Origin of the sequence: Paenibacillus uliginis N3/975 (assembly GCF_900177425.1) — a bacterium.
Lineage (GTDB): Bacteria > Bacillota > Bacilli > Paenibacillales > Paenibacillaceae > Paenibacillus_AQ > Paenibacillus_AQ uliginis.
In genome coordinates this window covers 2,189,686-2,208,433 of record NZ_LT840184.1, presented here as the reverse complement: position 1 = coordinate 2,208,433, position 18,748 = coordinate 2,189,686, and the positions used below count along the sequence as shown (strand labels likewise).

The following is an 18,748-nucleotide window of genomic DNA, read 5'->3' as shown; positions in this document are numbered from 1 at the left end:
ACCGGACCAAACTGTTATTGTTCTATGAGCCCCGTTGTACAAAATTACAAAATCGATCCTGCAATCATCGGATAATACTCAACTGACCGTAAACACCTTATCCTTTTCCATTCATTGGATCAACATATTCAAGTTTCGTTGTACAACCTAGACGTTAAGTTATACATAGGACTTACTTCCCATGTTTCATATGGAATAAAACACTCAGCTTTCATTGCATCAAGCGTACGAGATTTTTGTTGTGGACGGGTTATGTATTGGTCTATATTAGATTCGTTTAATTCAATATACCTAGCTTCTTTAATTTCTTCTGGTTGAATTTTTATCTCTCCACTAACGTATTCTGCTTTAAAAACAACCGATAATACCTGCTTCGTTGTATTATAATACACACCTGTTATACCAATTGGACGAATTACAATTCCAGTCTCCTCTAGAAACTCCCTACAAACTGCTTTATCTAAAGCTTCTCCTGCTTCAACATTTCCCCCTGGCATTTCCCACGTATCGGAACGCCAATGAGTCTTAAGCAATAGAACATTACCTTTTTCATTCATCACTAAAGCAGAAACGGAAACAGTGTGTTTTGGATGTTCATTTCCCATTCAAAATCCCCCTCACAAGCAGAATTATTATCATCGTCACACTACATCTTCGCTCGCGTCCGGTTCGTCGGGATCGCCTGAAGCGGGTCATCGGGCCAGTAATGCTTCGGATAACGCCCTTTCAGATCTTTTTTCACTTCAAAATAACCGCTGCTCCAGAAGCTGGACAAGTCTGAAGTCACCTGAACTGGCCTTTGGGCCGGAGACAACAGGTGGATGGTTAACGGAACTCTTCCGCCCGCAATACGCGGCGTTTCCGGCAAACCAAACATTTCTTGAAGCCGAACAGCTAAGAAGGGGTTCAAAGGATCCTGATAGTCTACGGGTATAGAGGAGCCGCTCGGTACCTTGATATGTGTCGGTGCTTCCTTGTGAAGCTGCTGACGCTGCTCCCAGGTCAAAAGATTCTCGAGAAGCACTGCTGTCTGCAGCCGCTGTAGCGTATGGCGGCTACGGGCACCTTCTAAGTATGGTTCCAGCCATGCCTCAAGGGTGTTCATCAGGCCCTCTTCCGAAACGTCCGGCCAATCGGAGTGATAACGTTTCATAAATGACATACGTTGTCTCATCTGGACCGCCTGTTTGTTCCATGAAAGAAGTGACAGACCTTCTTTGCGGATACCTTCCAGTACTGCTGTTGAAATCTCTTCATCCGTAGGCTGAGCGTAAACCTGCTCTTTAACCATAATGGCTCCGAGCATTCTCTTTATCCGTGCACGAACAGCGCCTGCCGATGAGTCCCATAGTACTTCTTTCATATCAAACATGTCATCACCATGATAACGGCCGATGACATCCGAATCTAACCATGCAGCCAATTGAATACTGCCCTCCGCCCCTTTGTCATCCACCGTAGCTGCAACAATATATTCCGCCCTACTTAAATGCTGTACCGATTTCAATACGGCGCCCCGTCCGCTGCGAAGCAAAAAGCTGCCACCTCCGCGGTTTTTAGCAATCCGGTCGGGGTAAGCAAAGGAAAGCAACAGTCCGCACAAAGTAACGTCCAGCTTGCTCTCTCTATTCAGATGAAGCTGTTGAGACAAATGACGGATCTCCTGGATCAAACGCTTCACGGTACCTTCTTTGACATCCATTCCACCATGTGCTGTTATCTGACCCTGTTCCATTAACAACAGCCGTTCGACTCTCGTCCTCACATCACAGTCAGCGGCAGCTTCGCTGCTGCTGATGAGATCCCTCTCTTGTAGAAGTACCGCAAGCCTGCAGGTCAATGCGCCATGCCCAAGCTCTTTACCCATCAGGAGCATATGAGACAGTCTAGGGTGCATTCCTAGCTCAGCCATCTTGCGGCCATGGGATGTGACTGATCCACCAGCATCCAATGCTCCCAGCTGCTGCAATAATTCCCGTCCCTGCTGAAAAGCGGCAGACGGTGGTGTATCCAACCACGACAGCTCCTCCGGCTCTCTTACTCCCCACGCAGCCAGTTCAAGAGCCAACGGTGCCAGATCGGATTGCCGGATATCCGGGGTGTTCGTTTCGGACAAATGCATGTGCTCCACCTCAGTCCATACCCGGTAACATCTCCCAGACGCAAGTCTGCCCGCCCGCCCACGGCGTTGATCAGCTGACGCCTTCGACACCCGGCGGGTAATCAGCTGTGGCAGGCCTGTTCTTGGCGAGAATACTTCTGTTCGCATATACCCGCTGTCCACAACGATACGGATACCTTCCAATGTCAGACTACTCTCTGCTATGGAAGTTGACAGCACAATCCTCCGGCACCCTCCACTGTCCTGCCGTATCGCCTCGTCCTGCTTGTCTGAAGACAGCTGGCCATATAGCTCACGTATGATGATATTTCGAGGCAATCCGGCACTTTCGAGTTCTTGAGCTGTACGACGGATTTCACGCACCCCTGGTAAAAAGACCAGCACATCACCTTCGCCTTCAAAAAGCGCACGACAAATAACAGCAGCAACCCCCTGTTCCAACGGTTGTGATGAAGGTACAGGCGCATATATGGTCTCGACGGGGTAGGTTCTTCCGGCACATCGGATCACCGGTGCATCACCAAGAAGAGCTGCGACCGGTTCAGCTTCCAATGTAGCCGACATAACAAGCAGCTTTAAATCATTGCGAAGCACAGATTGAGTCTCCAGAGCTAATGCCAGCCCTGTGTCAGCGTGAATACTTCTTTCGTGAAACTCATCAAAAATAATCATACCGATACCAGACAGCTCCGGGTCACTTTGCAGCATCCGGGTAAGGATGCCTTCAGTAACGACCTCAATCTTCGTCTCCGCGCTTACCCGGCTATCCATGCGTACACGGTACCCGACGGTTTTTCCGACCGGTTCACCGAGGGATGACGCCATATATGAAGCGGCTGAGCGGGCTGCGAGCCTTCGGGGTTCCAGCATAATGATCTTTTTCCCCTCCAGCCATGGTTCATCCAGAAACGCAAGCGGTGTTTGGGTCGTTTTCCCCGCTCCCGGCTCAGCGATCAGAACAGCTGAATCCTGTTCTCGAAACGTCTCTTTTAGCATCGGTAATACTTCTTGAATAGGAAGCTCATTTCTGTTCATATATCTATTCCTGTCATTTGGATTTCGTTCTTTTTATTATAAGGTACAACGATGGGCCGTCAATCTAGGAGGTACTGGAAAGGCGTCACATCCATCCGTGCAGTTATGAATCAAAAAACGCCTCAAGCTTACCGTTTAATCAGGTACGCACGGGCGCTTGTTTGTTTTTTGATCGTTACTAGTGATCAGTACCGGTAACTTCATTATGTCAGCCGATCCTTTATCTGTGATTCATACTCTAGAAAAGCTCCACTTGTCCCCAATCCTCGCTTCTCCATCAGCATTTGCAGTCGCAGGCTCTTCTCATTGAACAGCTTTTTGTGCTGCTCCTTTTCCCCTTCACTGCTGCATGCGTTCATGAGGTCAAATAGTCTGACACATTCCTTGCGCAAACTGACCTCCTCCGGCACGAATCCGGCATTTTTCAACATACGGTAGGACATCCGGAGATCCTCTGGAATATGCGACAGATCATCCACGGGCAGCGGCTTGCCTGCATATGCCGAATTATCGAATTCACCGTTTCGGACGGCTTCCTCAATCTTTTGTTCAGCCAACCGGGAAAACATACTCATGGTTGAAGCCTCCTCAATCATTTTTATTTCTATCATAAATGATTACGGTATCAAAAGAAATAAGCTGTTATTCCAGTGAGGACAAGGGAAGCTCAACGTTGAAAACCGCTCCCTTCCCTTCTTCGCTTTGAACAGATACGGAGCCGCCACACAGCTCCACCACCCGCTTGACAATAGCCAGTCCCAAACCATTGCCTTCCTGGCTATGGGAACCTTCTGCCTGGTAAAATTGTTCAAATATACGCTTCAGCGCAGTCTCCGGAATTCCATTGCCTTCATCTCTAATCTGTATGCGGATGACATGGCCCATGTGGCTTAACATCACCGTAATTATGCCGCCGGTGTAAGAATATTTGATGGCGTTGCCAATCAGATTGATCCAGATTTGCTGGATCAATTCCTCGTCTCCCCAATAATCGATTTTCTGCAGATGTAGATCAAATTCCAGCTCTTTTTCTTGCCACTCCCTCTCCAGCAGCAAAATAGTTTTTCGGATCTGCTCATCAAGGGAGAACGAGGTTCGCTGGGTGATCATGGACTGATTTTCCACACGTGACAGCTTTAAAATGTTGGAAGACAGCTTACTGAGACGTTCCGTTTCCTCGATGATCACATCCGTATACTCTTGGAACTTCTCCTTTGGCAAGGATTCGGTTTTCAGCAGCTGGGCAAATCCATGAATGGATGAGACCGGCGTCTTGAATTCATGGGAGACACTGTTAACAAAATCCTTGCGCAGGTATTCAATATGCTTCAGCTCCTGCACCATCTGATTGAAGTACTGGGCGAGCATGGCTACCTCATCCTTGCCGGAATAAGGGACCTGTACGGTGAACTTCCCTTTGGCTACCTCACGGGTGGCAGCCGTAAGCTTCTTCAGGGGCTGGGTGATCTTCCGGACGGAAATCAGTATCATGATAGAACCTATAGCTACACACACAAGTAAGGTTATCACCACCAGCTTTTCGATGGTGTTGAAATGCGCAGCGACATATGGGATCAGCAGCACATAATACTTCTCAATCTTGAATAAGGTTGCATGAATCTTCCGATCTTCCCGCTCAACCATCACATAAACGCTGTCCCCGTTTTCCAACATATTTTGTTTTGATTCATCTATTTCTACTGGAATGTCCAGAACCTTCACATAGTGATTCATCTCATAAAATGAGCTACTGCTCAACCGGATAAATTCCTCCGCGCTTAAGTCAGTCTGGGCAGCCAGTTGCTTAATTAAACGGGACTCCGTCATCAGTTGAGTCTCCAGATCATTCACAACCCTGTCGAAATAATAATTGACGAAGTTAATAATGGCCAGCTGACAGGCTCCAAGCATAATCCCTATAAAAATAAGTATCAATTTCAAGCGGATAGAGGTGAATCCGAGCTTTTTCATGTCATCTTCTCCGCTTTATATCCCAATCCTCGCACGGTTATGATACGAAATGGACTCATCGGCTCCAACTTTTCCCGTAATCGCTTAACATGGACATCCACCGTCCGCTCATCGGCTTCCGAATTTATGCCCCAGATTTCGTCCATCAGCTGCTGCCGGGTGAAAATCTTGCCTGGATAGCTCAATAATTTGAATAGCAAGTAGAACTCCTTCTTAGGCAGTTCAATGCTGGCTTCATTCACCGTTACCGTGAGCGTATTGGAGTCGAGAATGCTATGGCCGATCACAATCCGGTGTTCGTTAGCGATCTTCGCCCGTCTTAGCAGCGCTGCAACCCGGAGCAGCATTTCATTCAAATCCAGTGGCTTCACCATATAGTCGTCCGTCCCGGCCATAAATCCGCGTTTCTTGTCTTCGAAATCCTCCCTAGCGGTCACCATAAGAATGGGAAAATAGTAATTCGCATTCCTTAGCATCTGGGTTAATTCATAACCGTCTACCTCCGGCATCATGATGTCGCTTATCATCAGGTCCACTTGGCTGCTTTCCAAAAGGTATAGTGCCTCTTTACTGCTGGCGGCCTGTAGGACCTGGTAGTTATACTGTTCCAAAGAAGCAGCGATAAGTTTTCTAAGATTCTTGTCGTCCTCTACCACAAGTACTTGAATCATACATTTCTCCATTCTGCAGCTTCCGGCTATTGCCATCTTCTGCCCGCTTTTACACGTTACACTGAACATCAATCAGAATGTCTCGCGATTCACGATAAATGAGATCCGCAAGCCAACTCCCCTGGTCTTCACCGTATTATCACATACCATAATGTGCTTATGGAAGACCACAAAACACAAGGAGTCGATACCGCCCATCAATGGCTGTGACAGTCATTTAAATTATAAGATGAAAGAAGTTCCAATCAGCCAACAAAAAGACGAAGAGGATAAGAAGTATTGCTGCTGCTGTTTGAAATATTTTCTGGCCTTTGGATTGCGGATGTTGTCTACCTTTTAGAATGGACATTACAAGCAGCAGAACTGCAAGTGCTGCCAATATCCAGTTCATTTTAATTTCAACATTCATTTGATTAGCAGTCACATTTTGATTGCTGATGACGTTCAAGAGCAAGAACATGACGTTTAATACTAAGGCAGTTCCACATACCATAGCGGCTTCGAATAACCGCTTCGCTGTACTTGAAGACGATATTCCTTTTCTCTTCCGTAGGAACCAACGAATGAGCATTACAAGTGGGGCAATCAGAAAGAATACAATAGTGATTGAGGCAATGACAAGATAGGTAATTAATACCGGGACAGAACGGCTTGGCTCGAGCGGAAGTACATCCGTCGCTTTCCCTTTACTCAACCGTACCACTTTTCCATCTGACATTTCAGCATACAAGTAAGGCGCAAGTTTATGAATAGAAGGATCATCTGTTTTATCTAGCATGAATACATATGGACTGGTTTGCTTATACTCACCCGACATACCCATCACGGTTAAGATGAGATCATGCTCGCCCTTTGCTTCTAGCTTAATTAACCCCAAGTAAGTCATAATTTCCTGAATTGTACTAAAAGTATTACCTGAAAGCACATAATGTCCGGCCACTTCACTTGATAGCGGCAAGTTACTACTAGGCGTCAGCATTTCCTTTGCTTTGTCCTGAAGCAGGAGGTCAATCACACCAGAGGTAATACCTTGTTCGATTTCAGCGTTGGTTAATACGACAATGCCAAGCTTTTCTTCAGGAACAACAACGAAATTGCTTGAAAAGCCTATCGTATTTCCACTGTGTCCAACGGCGTGAGGTTGTGCGTTGTATTCCCAAAACCCATGTGCATTGGAGAGAATCCCTTGATGTGGTGTATAGCTTTGGGTCAGCATGGTTTGCAGCGTCTGCGGCTTCGCGAAAAGGGGGGTGTCAGTAGACGTGAGGGCTATAGCGAATTTCCCCAGATCTTCCGCCGTTCCCTTCATGGCTCCCGCAGGATATAAAGGGACATAATAACGTGCCCTAGGTTCAAAATCCCCCTTCCCTTTCGTTGCAATCGCATAGCCTACTGCTGCTGAATCCAGTAAATCGAGATGATCGGCCAACTTTGGATGACCGGAGCTATGATTCATCCCCAAAGGACGTAAAATCCGGTTCATCTCATAATCGGAAAAACGTTCTCCACTTATCTTCTCCACCACCAATCCGGCAAGTGCTGTAGCGAAATTGGAGTAGGCAATGACTTTCCCAGGTTCAAATATTTGCTCTGGTTGGGGAGATAACAGCGTTTCCTCCAATGATTTCAACCCCTCCGGTGACTTTATAAATGCGGGGAGCGGATGCTGCTCAAAACCTGCGGTATGACTCATAATATCCAGCATCGTAATCGGTTTGTCATAACGCAGCTTCTCAGCAAATTCTTCAGGGAAATACGACCTGATGTCTTGATCCAGCTTTATTTTCCCTGCTTCAGCCAATTGGATAACTGAGGTCCAAACAAACAGCTTGTTGATAGAACCGTAGTCAAAGACCGTGCTTGCGGGATCTACTGGGATTTGTTTCTCGATATTGGCGTAACCGTATCCTTTGGAAAAAATCATCTCATTGTCCCTCGTAACTACAATTGCAGCACCAGGACTTGATGTTCCGATATACGAATTCACAAGCTTATCGATTTCTTGTTCAAGCTGGACATAGGGAATACCTGATGGTGTTCGTTCAATGCTTGTGCTTGCATTTTCTGCGTAAGCGGGGACAGAAAAAGCGGTAAAGATCAGCACACTCATCAAAAGTGCGATAAATTCGGCAATACCATTGTTGATCTTTTTCTTATTCATACAACTAAACCCTCCACACTTTTTGTATGGATGCAGTATAGCAACGGAAAATGAACTCAATGTGAATTTTTCAAATTTCCTCTCATTTACCACATCATACGAAGACAAAAAAAGGAAACCGCTGTAGTAGCAGTTTCCTTTTTTTAAAAGTGAAGTTTACAACCTCCCGTTGAACGGTCGGTTCACCCTCTTCAGCGGAGAAGTGATTCCGCACCATCGATGAAGATTTGAGAGCCTGTAATATGCCGGGATTCATCTGAAGCAAGGAACGCTACCAGATCAGCAACCTCCTCCGGTTTGCCCGGTCCTTCTGCAAGGGGCTGTCCGCCTTTTGGATACTCAATCGGAATGATGATTTTATCGAGATCCCCTTGTTTTTTTGTGCTTTGATCAATATTGGTCGAAATAGCACCGGGACAAATGACGTTCACGCGAATCTTAAACTGAGCGAGCTCCAATGCTGCCATTTTAGCAAATGCGACTTGACCGGCCTTCGTCGTGCTGTAGGCTATCATACCAAAGCCTGTAAACACGCGTGTGCCATTGACGGAGCTAGTAATAATAATGCTGCCCTTACCTCTTTTTTTCAAGTGAGGAAGTGCGTATTTGACGGTCAGGAAGGTACCGTTCAGATTGATGTTCAGCGTCTTCTCCCAGTCCTCGAGCTTCATCTCTTCGATAGGAGCCAGAACACCGTTTATTCCCGCATTAGCGAACACGATGTCGATGCCACCGAATATTTCTACGGATTCGAGGACAGCTTTTTCTACACGGTCCGGTTTCGACGTATCCACATCGAAAGAACGTGCACAGCCCTCACGGATCGCATTCAACTCCTGCTCCACTTCATTCGTACGATCATCCAACAAATCAAACAATGCGACGTTTGCGCCTTCCTTTGCGAGTTTTACAGCTGCCGCTTTGCCAATACCGGAGCCTGCCCCCGTAATGATTGCCGTTTTCCCTTGAAATCGAACATTTCCATAACTCATCATACCCATCTCCTTTTCCGTAACAATGTGAACTCATCTGTCACAAGATTACCCAAAAGGCGGATGTTTATAATCAATCGGATAAATTTTTTGGATCATGCCACTACTTTTACCACACGATTTCGAGAAATGAAGCATCATCCTCAAGTCCGCCCGTGTGGAGTGCATTCATTAACACCTGCACTTGATCATCCGGCACCCAATCACATATCGGATCCAGATCGTTTAGTCCATCACTATACATTAATAATCGGTATCCTGTAAGGTCATCTAATCTGCATTCATACACATGCGGTTTGCCACCGATCGGTCCACTGCGCGTAGACCAGCGCTCTGCTGTTCGGAAGTTGTCTCCGAAACGGGATGACATCTCCATATGCTGGTTAAACAACCGCAACCGAGAATCCCCCTGCCAAGCGAGCCACAGCTTCCCTTTTCGCTGAAAACGGCCAGGTTGCTCAATTCGTCCGCATATATACATCGCTTCACTGCCGAGACGCTGTTTCTCTTGCAGCACCTCCTTCAGCAGCTGGGGTGTGTTGTCTTTCACCTCGAAACGGTCAGACTCTTGAGAGGAGGCTGTTGCAAGTGCTTGCAGTTCACGTTCAAGGTGATGCTGTGAAAGTTCACTGCCGTTTCGGAGCCACGCTAGCAGACCACGGCCCAGAAATCGGGATGCAAAATCCCCCCTGTAGCTCAATCCAACACCGTCGCACAGAACAAAGCTGCACACCCCGCCATCTATAGCAAATGCCATATAATCCTGGCCTTTCTCTGAGAGCATGACGGTTTCTGCCGCCCGGCCATAAGCATACCTGCAGGTGAAATTCTGCTTAATGCTTGACACAGGCTGTTCTCCCGACTGCTTGCACTCATAGAAATACGAATCTAGTGATTTTAAGCGGCCACCTGTTCTCTGCTCTTGACTCGCACTGGAACATTTCATAGGCTCTACCTGACCGGTGTCGCTGCTGACATCTGGAAACCGATGGAGACCAATTCAGCACACGTCCCCGGAAGCATCATTAGTGCACCGGGACTTAACTGATAATCAGCTTCCACCAACATTTCTCGATAACTTTCAGGCAGCACCGATGTCATCATTTTTAATTTGCGGGCGTGCTCATCCTCAAGCGTTGAGTCCGGCAGTATTCCCTTCCAGCGTCTTGGTTCATTCACCGGCTGGCTCATCAGGTGATCAGAGATAAAAATATTCTCAACGAGCACATTTCCGTCAGGCACACTCATACTCATAATCCGTCGGGCGATAGGTTCAGGGTCTTCACCTGTGGCAACACCGTCCGTCATATGGCATACGAGCGGTGCCGGACAATCCTGCATATTCGGTATTTCTGCCTGCAGTATTCTCTCGGCTTGAAGGAAGGCCTTAGCAGAATCTGAAAAGCGTATCGGCGTCAGGTCCGGCAGAGAACCGATGGCTGCAATCTCATCAATTCCTTTAATCCCATTCAACAAATCGTATACATCGTCACTGTAAGCGAGTATGGCTATCCGGTAGCGGGGGGTAAGACGATTGCCTTTCGTGGAACGGAACACCATCTGCCGGATGGCCAAAGACAGAGCTTCATAGACGACGTCAATCCGTCTACGCCCTTCCATTAGCATATTCATCGAAGCACTAATATCAATTAAGTATATAATGAGCGCTGGCGTGCGCTGCGATGCTTGTATCGTGTAATTCACATATAACACCCCTGCATTCCATTATGTCATAGATTCGGCATCCAATAACTGCTGTCGTTGATAAAAATATTAATGTTATTTAAACGAGTTCTCATTTTGCCTACAGTGTTGTAATAAGCCGCATCTTTTTGATACATGCTGGCAAAATCGTATGCAAAGTTTTTGGCTCTGTCCTTATTTCCCGCAACCTGAGCGTTATAAGCTTTGTTATACATAGCGATAAGCTCTACAACATTTTGAGCACGTTGCTTTTTTAACCGCTCTGCCTTTGCCGCTTCAATTTTTGCTTGCGCTCTGCGTGCTTCTTCTTTTTTGGCAGCTGCAGTTGCCTTGTCTGCTGCTACCTTAGCTGCTGCTGCATCAGCGGCTGCCTGCTTCTTCTTCTTTTCAAGTTCTGCCAGATGTGCTTCATACTTCGCTTGCTTATCGTATTTCTCCTGAAGAAGTTTCTTCTTTTTGTTCTCCTCGACTTGCGCTAAATACGCTTCATACTTCGCTTGCTTTTCATACTTCTCTTCAAGTTCCGCTTTATCAGCAGCAAGTTTTTCCTTCTTAGCTTTTTCAGCTGCTAGAGCAGCTGCCTCTGCCTTTTTACTTTCCTCTTTCTGCTTGGCTTGTTCTCTGAGGCGAGCCTCTTCGGCTTTCTTTTCTTCAGCTTTCTTCTCTTCCGCTTCCTGCTGCTTGCGGGCATCTTCCGCCAGCTGGGCTTCCTTGGCTGCAGCCAAGCGCGCTTCCTCCTGCTGACGACTTTCCGCTTTATCTGCCAAAATACTGTTCACGGTAAAAGCGGATCCCGCGAGAATAGCAACAGCGACTGCCGTAGAAATCATAAACTTCTTGGAGCTGATAAGTGCCTGCCAGCCCTGTTTCCCTGGATCGGGCGGATATAACTGCTGTTCGAGCCCCTGAATAGCAGCTGCCAGTTCCACCTCAAGCGGACTGTCTTTCTTGACAAAGTGATACGCTGATCGGAATATTTCAAGCGCTCCTAACAGATTTCCTGCACTCTCCAGATCACGGGCTTGATGAAACAGGCGGCCTACCACATTGTCATTTACTTCCCGATTACCAGGAATAATGCCTAACATTTCACCATCAGGCTCTGGGCTGGCGATCGGTTTAGGGGACTCTGCTCCCTCCGATCCAACAACAGAAAGTGCTGCAGCGGTCGAGTCCTCCGCAATTTCAACTGCAGCTTCTTCTTCAGACAATGTTGAGAGTGCAACCAACCATTCTCCGAAGGTTGGACAGCTACTCAAGTCCTGGCTATCCCAAGCGCGGTTGAATAGATCTGAAATCCCGGTCCCCCAGCGCTGTCCTAATGATTTCTTAAGAAGAAAGTACCGCTCACATGGAGTCTGCATCTCATGCTGGTCAAAATAACTTTCACCCCATGCCTTAGCCACAATGGCTTGATCGCTCCATCCTAACATTTCAGCGATAATAACGGCACCTGCAAAGCGGTCGGCATACGCACTCCATAGTCCGCTGTGCACTGTTCGATGTGCAGCATAGCCGGGCGATCCTGCAAGCAGCACATCAGGCCGGTCCATCTTGGGACTATAGATCTGCTCAACATCCACAAGTTCAACGGCTGCCGAGCCTTCTGGCAGCTTCACTTCCGAAAAAAACGGAAGCATGACGTTTGGCGCAGACAGGTCACAATGTGCCAGACCACGCTGCTCCATGCTTGAGCCAATGGCAGCCAGCGCCTTCGCCAACATCAGGCTTTCGCTGCGTCCGAGCGTACGCTGGTCGCTGATTAAATCGAACCATGTGACCCCATGAATCCATGGCATCACTACGGCGTACAGCAGGTCCGAGTATTCTGCAATCAAGTCTCCGTTTCTTTCGGGAGTGAGCACATCGCGACTGCACACTTGTAAGCCGGGAACTTCCCGGTAATTAGCCATATGTTCCGATTGATACACCATGGCTGGAATCCTGAATTTTGGAAAGAACACTTTTAGGGCTTTTGCCTCGTGCAATTCTCCGTTAATGGGCAGCAGTTGATATACGATGCCCTGCCTTCCAGCTTGAGCATAGGCCAATCCTGGGGCCGCAGGATGCTGTCCCACCGTATAGGCCGTTCCGTTTATGATGATCTCATCGCCCGGATTCGGCTGAAAAGTCATGAATATCCCCCTCTCTTCTTAGTTCAAAATTTAATAATACTAACTCCTAATAGATGAATTCTCTAGGATTGCAAGAAAACCGGGAGTCAGCTTGAACACCCGGTTTTCTGGTTTATGCACTTATTATATACCAATAAAACCCAAATGAAAATTAACGAGATTCGTCCGCCATGCGGAACTTTTGAGCGATCGCCTTCAGCTCTGTGCTGATGCTATCAAGCGTCTGTACAAAAGAGTTCATCAAACGGCTGGCTTCCTGGAACTCCTGGAAGAAGCGCTGCTTCGTCATACCGTCCCATTGACCTTCCATACCGTTTACAGATTGAGTCAGACTGTTAACGATTTGTTGACTCTGTTCACCGCTTTGCTTAAATTGGTTTGCTACTTGTTCAACTTGCTCCGGCGTAATTAAAATGCGTCCTGCCATGTATGTACCTCCTTTGAAATTTCGGTTCTGATTAACAATTGTCATCTTAGCTTATGTTGGTAAGATTTACAAAATGTCCTCAGACCTAAATTCCAATTACCCCCAATGACCCAGTAATGAAACACGTTCCCTCCATAATTTAGCGTATTAATTTGCAATACTTAGATTAGAAGGATCGGTAAAAGTCCATCCCTGGCCATTTAGAGCAGCTTGTTTGGCTGAATCGCCACCATCACTGCTATTCATCCCCACCGCGGCAGCAGCCGAGCTAGGATTGGAAATAATGGAACCGGAAGTGCCTGACTCCGGCAAAATGGAGTTTCCTCCTTCTTGCTTGGAGGCCGCAAACAAAGCAGTAGGTGAAACCTCACCTATAATGGCATGCTCAAGAATACTCTGATATTGATGATCAGCTTCCTGAAACTGATCGGCTTTCATTTGCAAATGCTTGCCCATTTGTGCCAAAAGAGCTCCCAAATTCTCTCCAAGCCTCTGGGCAGACTGCCACTCATCAATAACCGCCGCTTTCATTGAAGTTTCCCAGACAAGCGAACTAATTGCCTGATGAAGTTGATTAGTTATGGCAACATACTGTTCGCCGGATTGCTGAAGCTGACGACTTAATGTCCGGAGCAACTCCGGTTCGACAGATATACGCATAGGTCCTCACCTTTCATACGGGCTCCGTTACTGTTTCAGCCACATGAGGAGCATATGATGAAATTGCTCCTTTGTTGCAGGTGCTGCGGTCAGCCAATCCTGATCGCCCTGAAGACTCATACGCAGCAGCCAGTTCATGGACTCATTCACAACAAACGCTGCATTTTGACTCTCCCAGTTATACCCGTTCCATATTGACAGCTGAAGCTCCCCCGAAGAAACCCGGTTTTTCAAACATTTTGCCAGTGCAATCGAACCTTCGGCATCGCCCGTTAATCTGGCTAACCTGTCGCTGATCTCATCACAGTTCATATCGGAAGCACAGGTGTATATATCCGCAAATTCCTTACGGCTAAGCAGCAGAGCTGGTAATTCCCCTAGAGACTGATCACTGAGAGCCAACTCTTCTATCAACTTATTACATGTATCTTCAATCGAGCCAAGTTCACTCAACATATAAAATCGATCGTTTTCATCACACTTGCAAACTTGTATAACCTGTTCGCCGGTTACGTGTAAATATCCTTCAAACGACTTACCTCTGTTCTCGTATTTCAACCAACAGGCACGCTCAGCCAGCCCCGCTATTGCCACACGGGAAAATACATCAGGCGGAATTGACAGTTCTCCGCTTTCCTCACGTATTAAATATCGCTTTTCGAGAAGCGAATTTTTCGACGCTTCCCACTCATCTGCAATCTCCTCAGTTAAATACCCGCTGAAGGGATCTTCGACCCCGAGCAGACGATCTGAACCAAGAATACCAGCCAAGAAAAAAAACTCCTTGTCATTCAGCGTTACGGTCTCCTGTTTGGAAGCATGAATCGTCAACATTATGAGCCACCTCCCCTCAAACTACAACATGCCATCGGTCACGAATTTCTGCAACCCATTTTTGGGCGTTCCACACCTCATCAAACGGAACTGCGCCTTTAATTCTGGAAAATTTTCGTTTAACGTAGTACCCTTGACCCGGCGGTAGTATTTTTAGTCCTCCAGGACTATTCGTAGATTCCGAAAAAGGGATTCTAAAGAACGATAAATCGTTCGAATCGAGAGTCCCGAATAAAAATCCGGATTGTGACGCTTTGACGTCGGTGAACCAATCCACACCGTACGTTGGAAAGTCAGCCGGAACACCGGAAAGCACAACATGTACTTTCCGGTCCCTGCCCAGTCTTACAATCGAAGACAATTGATCTTTTATCGTAAAATCGTTTAATTGCTTGCTCATTACATCCGCATCATCAATCATAAGCAGAATGACTGGATCGTCCCCCTCTTTCGTCCGGCTCTGCACTTTCTCGTATAGTCCGGCTATAAGTGGGCCCAGGTCCTCTTCATTCTCAGCATGACCTCTGACATGGGGCAGATGATTAAGTCTACTAAGACCACTGCTGCCATACCGGGTGTCTACTGTATATATTTCAAGTTCCTCGGGCGAGGCATGATACGCGAGTGAAAGCATCCAGCTGAGCAAAAACGAGGTTTTTCCGCCTTCCATGGGGCTGGCCACAACAAAGTGGGGACCTTCCTGCAGATTGACCAAAAACGGAGACAGGTCATCCGTCGACAGCCCTACAGGAACCTGGTACTTTGCCGTACAGGCTATCCGTTCGTAAGGCTGATCCATTTTCAGAAGCTCCGAAAGTCCGACCTTCTCTGGCAACGGATCAATAGACGGGGCAATATCCCCGTTCCAGGAGCTCTTCAGACGGGCAATCAGAACGCGTAGCTCGGCTGAACGTTCTCCTTCATCTTTACCTGTTGCAGGCAATGCCGTCTGAAACTCCAAAGGCGGTACCTGTCCCTTGACAAGACCTCTTCCCGGTGGAAGCTGGCTTGGTGCTCGGGTCGGGCGACCTACAGCATAGTAATAATCCGCAGGATCGGCAAGTTCAAACGAAACTGCTTGTGAGATATTGCTCCGTACTTTTTCAAACATATCAGAAATCCGGTTAGCGGAAATAACAAAAGTTATGCCTAAACTGCCACCTTCGCGGAGTAGATACTCCAGCATATCATTTTCATCCGGATATGTATTCCGAAAATTAAGATAACCGTCGATGACAATCACCAGTTGAGGGACGTGAAGTGACATAGCACGGCGGTAAGCCGAAATTGTCTTCACACCCGCATCTGCAATCAGGTCCTTCCGCTTCGCTGCTGTTTTGGTCAGGAATCGGAATAAACGTTTAATCCGATCCTCCTCTTCAGCCGTCATAACACCGCCCACATGCGGCAAACCGGAGAAGTCCCGCATCATTCGTCCCATATCTATAATATACCCATGCCATTGATCAGGGGAATACTTCCTAGCCAGTGACATTAGAAGGGTCTGAACAAAGGTCGTTTTTCCCAACCCTGGCATGCCGTACACTGCCCAATGGCCCTGCTCCATATTTAACTTGAGCGGCCTTTGACATTGGTTTGGAAGGTCATCGACCATTCCTACTTGTGCAGTAAGCGTAATATCTCCGTACGCCGACACGGAATTACCATCGGAAGCAGACAGTACCTCATCTAGGTCCAAGCTTTCAGGCAAAGGCGGAAGCCATGGTCCCTGCAGTCTCTCGATTCCTTCTTCCTGTGCTATATCCGCCAGTCGGTCAATAAAGACCTGCAGCTGCTTCGGAACCTCATCGCGGTGAACACCGGACAAGCTGACTGGAGTCAGCATCGGTTCCGTCTTTCCGTTCAGACGCACTTCACGAATAACGATCATACCTTCATTATCTTGTTCTTCTATATATGGAGCTCCGCTCCAGGCAAACTGCATTTCTTCAAAAACTTCATCACTGCCGACCTGGAAATATCCGCGTCCCGGCTTATTTATCCATGCCGCATTCGGAATTTTCAGCATATCCCGGCTGTCGCCTTCACTTTGAACCCGCAAGCAGATTCGGAATCGTGAGTTGCTCCATATTTTGTCATCGACTACACCAGCCGGCTTTTGTGTAGCCAGAATAAGATGAACCCCAAGTGTTCTGCCAATGGCGGCGATACTAATCAGTTCATCCATGAACTCCGGCTGATCTTTTTTGAGTTGTGCGAACTCGTCAATGATGATGACCAGATGTGGGAGTGGCTCTTCATGTCTGCTGCGAAGAAGCTTGTAATATTCATCGATATGCTGCAGATTTCCAGCATCGTTCAATATTTTCTGCCTTCGGACCAGTTCAGCCTTTAAGGAAATCTTAGCACGTTCAATCAGGTTGTTGTCCAAGTTCGTAATCGTACCCACAACATGAGGTAAATGCAGGAATGTGTTGGACATCCCCCCACCTTTATAATCGATAAGCATAAATGCAAGATCATGCGGATGGAATTCGGCAGCAAGTGAGGCTACTATAGACTGAATGACTTCACTTTTACCTGAGCCGGTTGTACCGGCTATCAGTCCGTGCGGTCCATGACCTTGTCGCTCAATTTTATCATGTAGATTCAGGTTTATCTTTTTGTTCCCCGCTCGAACCCCCATAGGTACAGGCAGTGTATCCGGATAACGGTTGTTCTGCCAGCGGCGTTTCACATCGAGCTCTGATATTTTTTGAATATCCATCATTTCAAACAACGTCAATACCGAAGGAATATCGGATGCAGATGACCGTTTTAAGCGAATAGGTGCCATGTAACGAGCAAGGATCTCCATTTGTTCACGACTCATTCCGTCAGTTCTAAATGACTGCTGTGAAACCATGCCGTCCTTCTTGATCGTGTAATTCGCCTGCTCCCGCTCAACCTCTACAATCAGTTGACAATGCATCGGAAGGTTTTCTTTGCGGTCCGATAAGATGATCGTTACAGCATCTACCGCTTCACCGTCTTCAAGCAGCATTGGCAAAAGCGGCTCTTCCTCTATTAATGAACTACTGGATAAAATAACGATATATGCCGGTATTTCAATTGATTTATTGCCGTATTCCGAACGGTTGTTTCTGCGTCGGTACAACTGCATGAAGATTTCGTCTGCGAGCTGATGTGAACTGCTTCGGCGATCAGCCAAATACCTCGTGGAGCGATCATCATCCCAAGTGTGCGGAAGCCAGCGAAGCCAATCCCAGTCATGGGCCTCCTTCTCTTCATAAAAAGCAGCCACTTTCACTTCGTCCGGAGAATGGCGTACCGCAATTTGCGCCATCATTACACGCAGTGTGTTCAAGACGTTCTCTCTTCCACCAACTACACCGATGACTTTGGATTGGAACAAAGGCAGTGTGATAGAGGCTTCATCAACAGTTTGAAAATCATCTGCAAGCTCCTGTGCAGCTTCAATCAGCGGATCCTTCTCGTATCCGTCTGCTCTCGGAGCTCGAACTTGTATGTGAAAGGGAACGGTTCCCTTGCCTACTCGGACCTCAAGAAAATCGATATCCTCGGGGGATCTTTCCCACAGACTACTGCTTCTGTTCTTAGCGATCTGAAAGCACACGTCAGGGTCCCCATGTATCTCGAACATAATTTCCACTTGGTTTTGCTGCGCTTCTTTCAACTCTTCACGGTGAAGGTCCAGCTGTGTGCGATATTTGAGGTTTCGTTCAGCCAGCTTCTGCTGGTATGTTTTCTTGTTGCCTAAATACATAAAAAATGGCAGAGTATACGATGTCAGCATCATAAATATGGATATCATAAAAAAATAATTGGTGCGCCCCATTTTCCCGCTCATGTTCATGTAGACATAAAACCCAATCGTCACCGCCGTCATTACGAGCGGAATAATGAGAGAAATCATTGAGAACGAGGGCTTACTCGGCTCTGAAGGAGGTCTGAGTATCTCCATTTCTTCTTTTTGCAGAGCCGGCTTAATTCTTGGCGAACGCTGATATAAGACGTTCATCGTTTCCTCCCCTTTATCCAGAGCATCATGTAA

Annotated in this window: 14 protein-coding genes; all 14 read right to left on the bottom strand. The window is 47.2% G+C overall.

The window, feature by feature from the left end; translation table 11 throughout:
- Window positions 1-128: 128 nt before the first annotated feature.
- The 14 genes from B9N86_RS10445 to essC all read right to left on the bottom strand — a co-directional run bounded on the left by B9N86_RS10445 (window position 129) and on the right by essC (window position 18,715).
- Window positions 129-605 (bottom strand): NUDIX hydrolase, encoded by a 477-nt coding sequence (locus B9N86_RS10445; RefSeq protein ID WP_208919054.1) that lies wholly within the window; start codon window positions 603-605, stop codon window positions 129-131.
- Between the two features lie 41 nt (window positions 606-646).
- The gene (gene hrpB / locus B9N86_RS10440) at window positions 647-3,157 is read right to left on the bottom strand and encodes an ATP-dependent helicase HrpB (protein WP_208919052.1); all 2,511 of its coding nucleotides are present in this window, start codon (window positions 3,155-3,157) and stop codon (window positions 647-649) included.
- 203 nt (window positions 3,158-3,360) lie between these two features.
- Window positions 3,361-3,732, bottom strand: coding sequence for a DnaJ family domain-containing protein (locus B9N86_RS10435; protein WP_208919050.1), 372 nt, complete (start codon window positions 3,730-3,732; stop codon window positions 3,361-3,363).
- Window positions 3,733-3,799: 67 nt separating this feature from the next.
- Entirely contained in the window at window positions 3,800-5,128 is a 1,329-nt protein-coding gene (locus B9N86_RS10430) for a HAMP domain-containing sensor histidine kinase (protein ID WP_208919048.1), read from the bottom strand.
- Window positions 5,125-5,799, bottom strand: a complete 675-nt coding sequence (locus B9N86_RS10425) for a response regulator transcription factor (RefSeq protein ID WP_208919046.1) — start codon at window positions 5,797-5,799, stop codon at window positions 5,125-5,127. The genes B9N86_RS10430 and B9N86_RS10425 overlap by 4 nt, the downstream gene beginning before the upstream one ends.
- A 217-nt stretch (window positions 5,800-6,016) precedes the next feature.
- A complete protein-coding gene (locus B9N86_RS10420; RefSeq protein ID WP_208919044.1) occupies window positions 6,017-7,960 on the bottom strand; it encodes a serine hydrolase domain-containing protein in 1,944 nt (647 codons plus the stop codon).
- 191 nt (window positions 7,961-8,151) lie between these two features.
- On the bottom strand, window positions 8,152-8,952 hold the full coding sequence (locus B9N86_RS10415; RefSeq protein WP_208920201.1) for an SDR family oxidoreductase: 801 nt from the start codon (window positions 8,950-8,952) through the stop codon (window positions 8,152-8,154).
- 109 nt (window positions 8,953-9,061) lie between these two features.
- Window positions 9,062-9,799: a hypothetical protein gene (locus tag B9N86_RS10410; protein WP_208919042.1), complete on the bottom strand. Its 738-nt coding sequence runs from the start codon at window positions 9,797-9,799 to the stop codon at window positions 9,062-9,064.
- A gap of 104 nt (window positions 9,800-9,903) precedes the next feature.
- Entirely contained in the window at window positions 9,904-10,656 is a 753-nt protein-coding gene (locus tag B9N86_RS10405) for a vWA domain-containing protein (RefSeq protein ID WP_208919040.1), read from the bottom strand.
- A 26-nt stretch (window positions 10,657-10,682) separates the two neighbouring features.
- Entirely contained in the window at window positions 10,683-12,791 is a 2,109-nt protein-coding gene (locus tag B9N86_RS10400) for a serine/threonine-protein kinase (protein ID WP_208919038.1), read from the bottom strand.
- Window positions 12,792-12,942: 151 nt separating this feature from the next.
- Complete coding sequence (locus B9N86_RS10395) at window positions 12,943-13,218, bottom strand: WXG100 family type VII secretion target (RefSeq protein WP_208919036.1); 276 nt, start codon at window positions 13,216-13,218, stop codon at window positions 12,943-12,945.
- Between the two features lie 147 nt (window positions 13,219-13,365).
- A complete protein-coding gene (locus B9N86_RS10390; RefSeq protein ID WP_208919034.1) occupies window positions 13,366-13,878 on the bottom strand; it encodes a WXG100 family type VII secretion target in 513 nt (170 codons plus the stop codon).
- Window positions 13,879-13,905: 27 nt separating this feature from the next.
- Complete coding sequence (locus B9N86_RS10385; protein ID WP_208919032.1) at window positions 13,906-14,712, bottom strand: hypothetical protein; 807 nt, start codon at window positions 14,710-14,712, stop codon at window positions 13,906-13,908.
- A gap of 16 nt (window positions 14,713-14,728) precedes the next feature.
- Window positions 14,729-18,715: a type VII secretion protein EssC gene (gene essC, locus B9N86_RS10380; RefSeq protein ID WP_208919030.1), complete on the bottom strand. Its 3,987-nt coding sequence runs from the start codon at window positions 18,713-18,715 to the stop codon at window positions 14,729-14,731.
- Window positions 18,716-18,748 lie beyond the last annotated feature (33 nt).

What these genes read in the sequence shown, in the direction of transcription:
- B9N86_RS10445 (WP_208919054.1), bottom strand. Translation starts at nt 605, where the DNA reads ATGGGAAATGAACATCCAAAACACACTGTTTCCGTTTCTGCTTTAGTG.
- hrpB (WP_208919052.1), bottom strand. Translation starts at nt 3,157, where the DNA reads ATGAACAGAAATGAGCTTCCTATTCAAGAAGTATTACCGATGCTAAAA.
- B9N86_RS10435 (WP_208919050.1), bottom strand. Translation starts at nt 3,732, where the DNA reads ATGAGTATGTTTTCCCGGTTGGCTGAACAAAAGATTGAGGAAGCCGTC.
- B9N86_RS10430 (WP_208919048.1), bottom strand. Translation starts at nt 5,128, where the DNA reads ATGAAAAAGCTCGGATTCACCTCTATCCGCTTGAAATTGATACTTATT.
- B9N86_RS10425 (WP_208919046.1), bottom strand. Translation starts at nt 5,799, where the DNA reads ATGATTCAAGTACTTGTGGTAGAGGACGACAAGAATCTTAGAAAACTT.
- B9N86_RS10420 (WP_208919044.1), bottom strand. Translation starts at nt 7,960, where the DNA reads ATGAATAAGAAAAAGATCAACAATGGTATTGCCGAATTTATCGCACTT.
- B9N86_RS10415 (WP_208920201.1), bottom strand. Translation starts at nt 8,952, where the DNA reads ATGAGTTATGGAAATGTTCGATTTCAAGGGAAAACGGCAATCATTACG.
- B9N86_RS10400 (WP_208919038.1), bottom strand. Translation starts at nt 12,791, where the DNA reads ATGACTTTTCAGCCGAATCCGGGCGATGAGATCATCATAAACGGAACG.
- B9N86_RS10395 (WP_208919036.1), bottom strand. Translation starts at nt 13,218, where the DNA reads ATGGCAGGACGCATTTTAATTACGCCGGAGCAAGTTGAACAAGTAGCA.
- B9N86_RS10390 (WP_208919034.1), bottom strand. Translation starts at nt 13,878, where the DNA reads ATGCGTATATCTGTCGAACCGGAGTTGCTCCGGACATTAAGTCGTCAG.
- B9N86_RS10385 (WP_208919032.1), bottom strand. Translation starts at nt 14,712, where the DNA reads ATGTTGACGATTCATGCTTCCAAACAGGAGACCGTAACGCTGAATGAC.
- essC (WP_208919030.1), bottom strand. Translation starts at nt 18,715, where the DNA reads ATGAACGTCTTATATCAGCGTTCGCCAAGAATTAAGCCGGCTCTGCAA.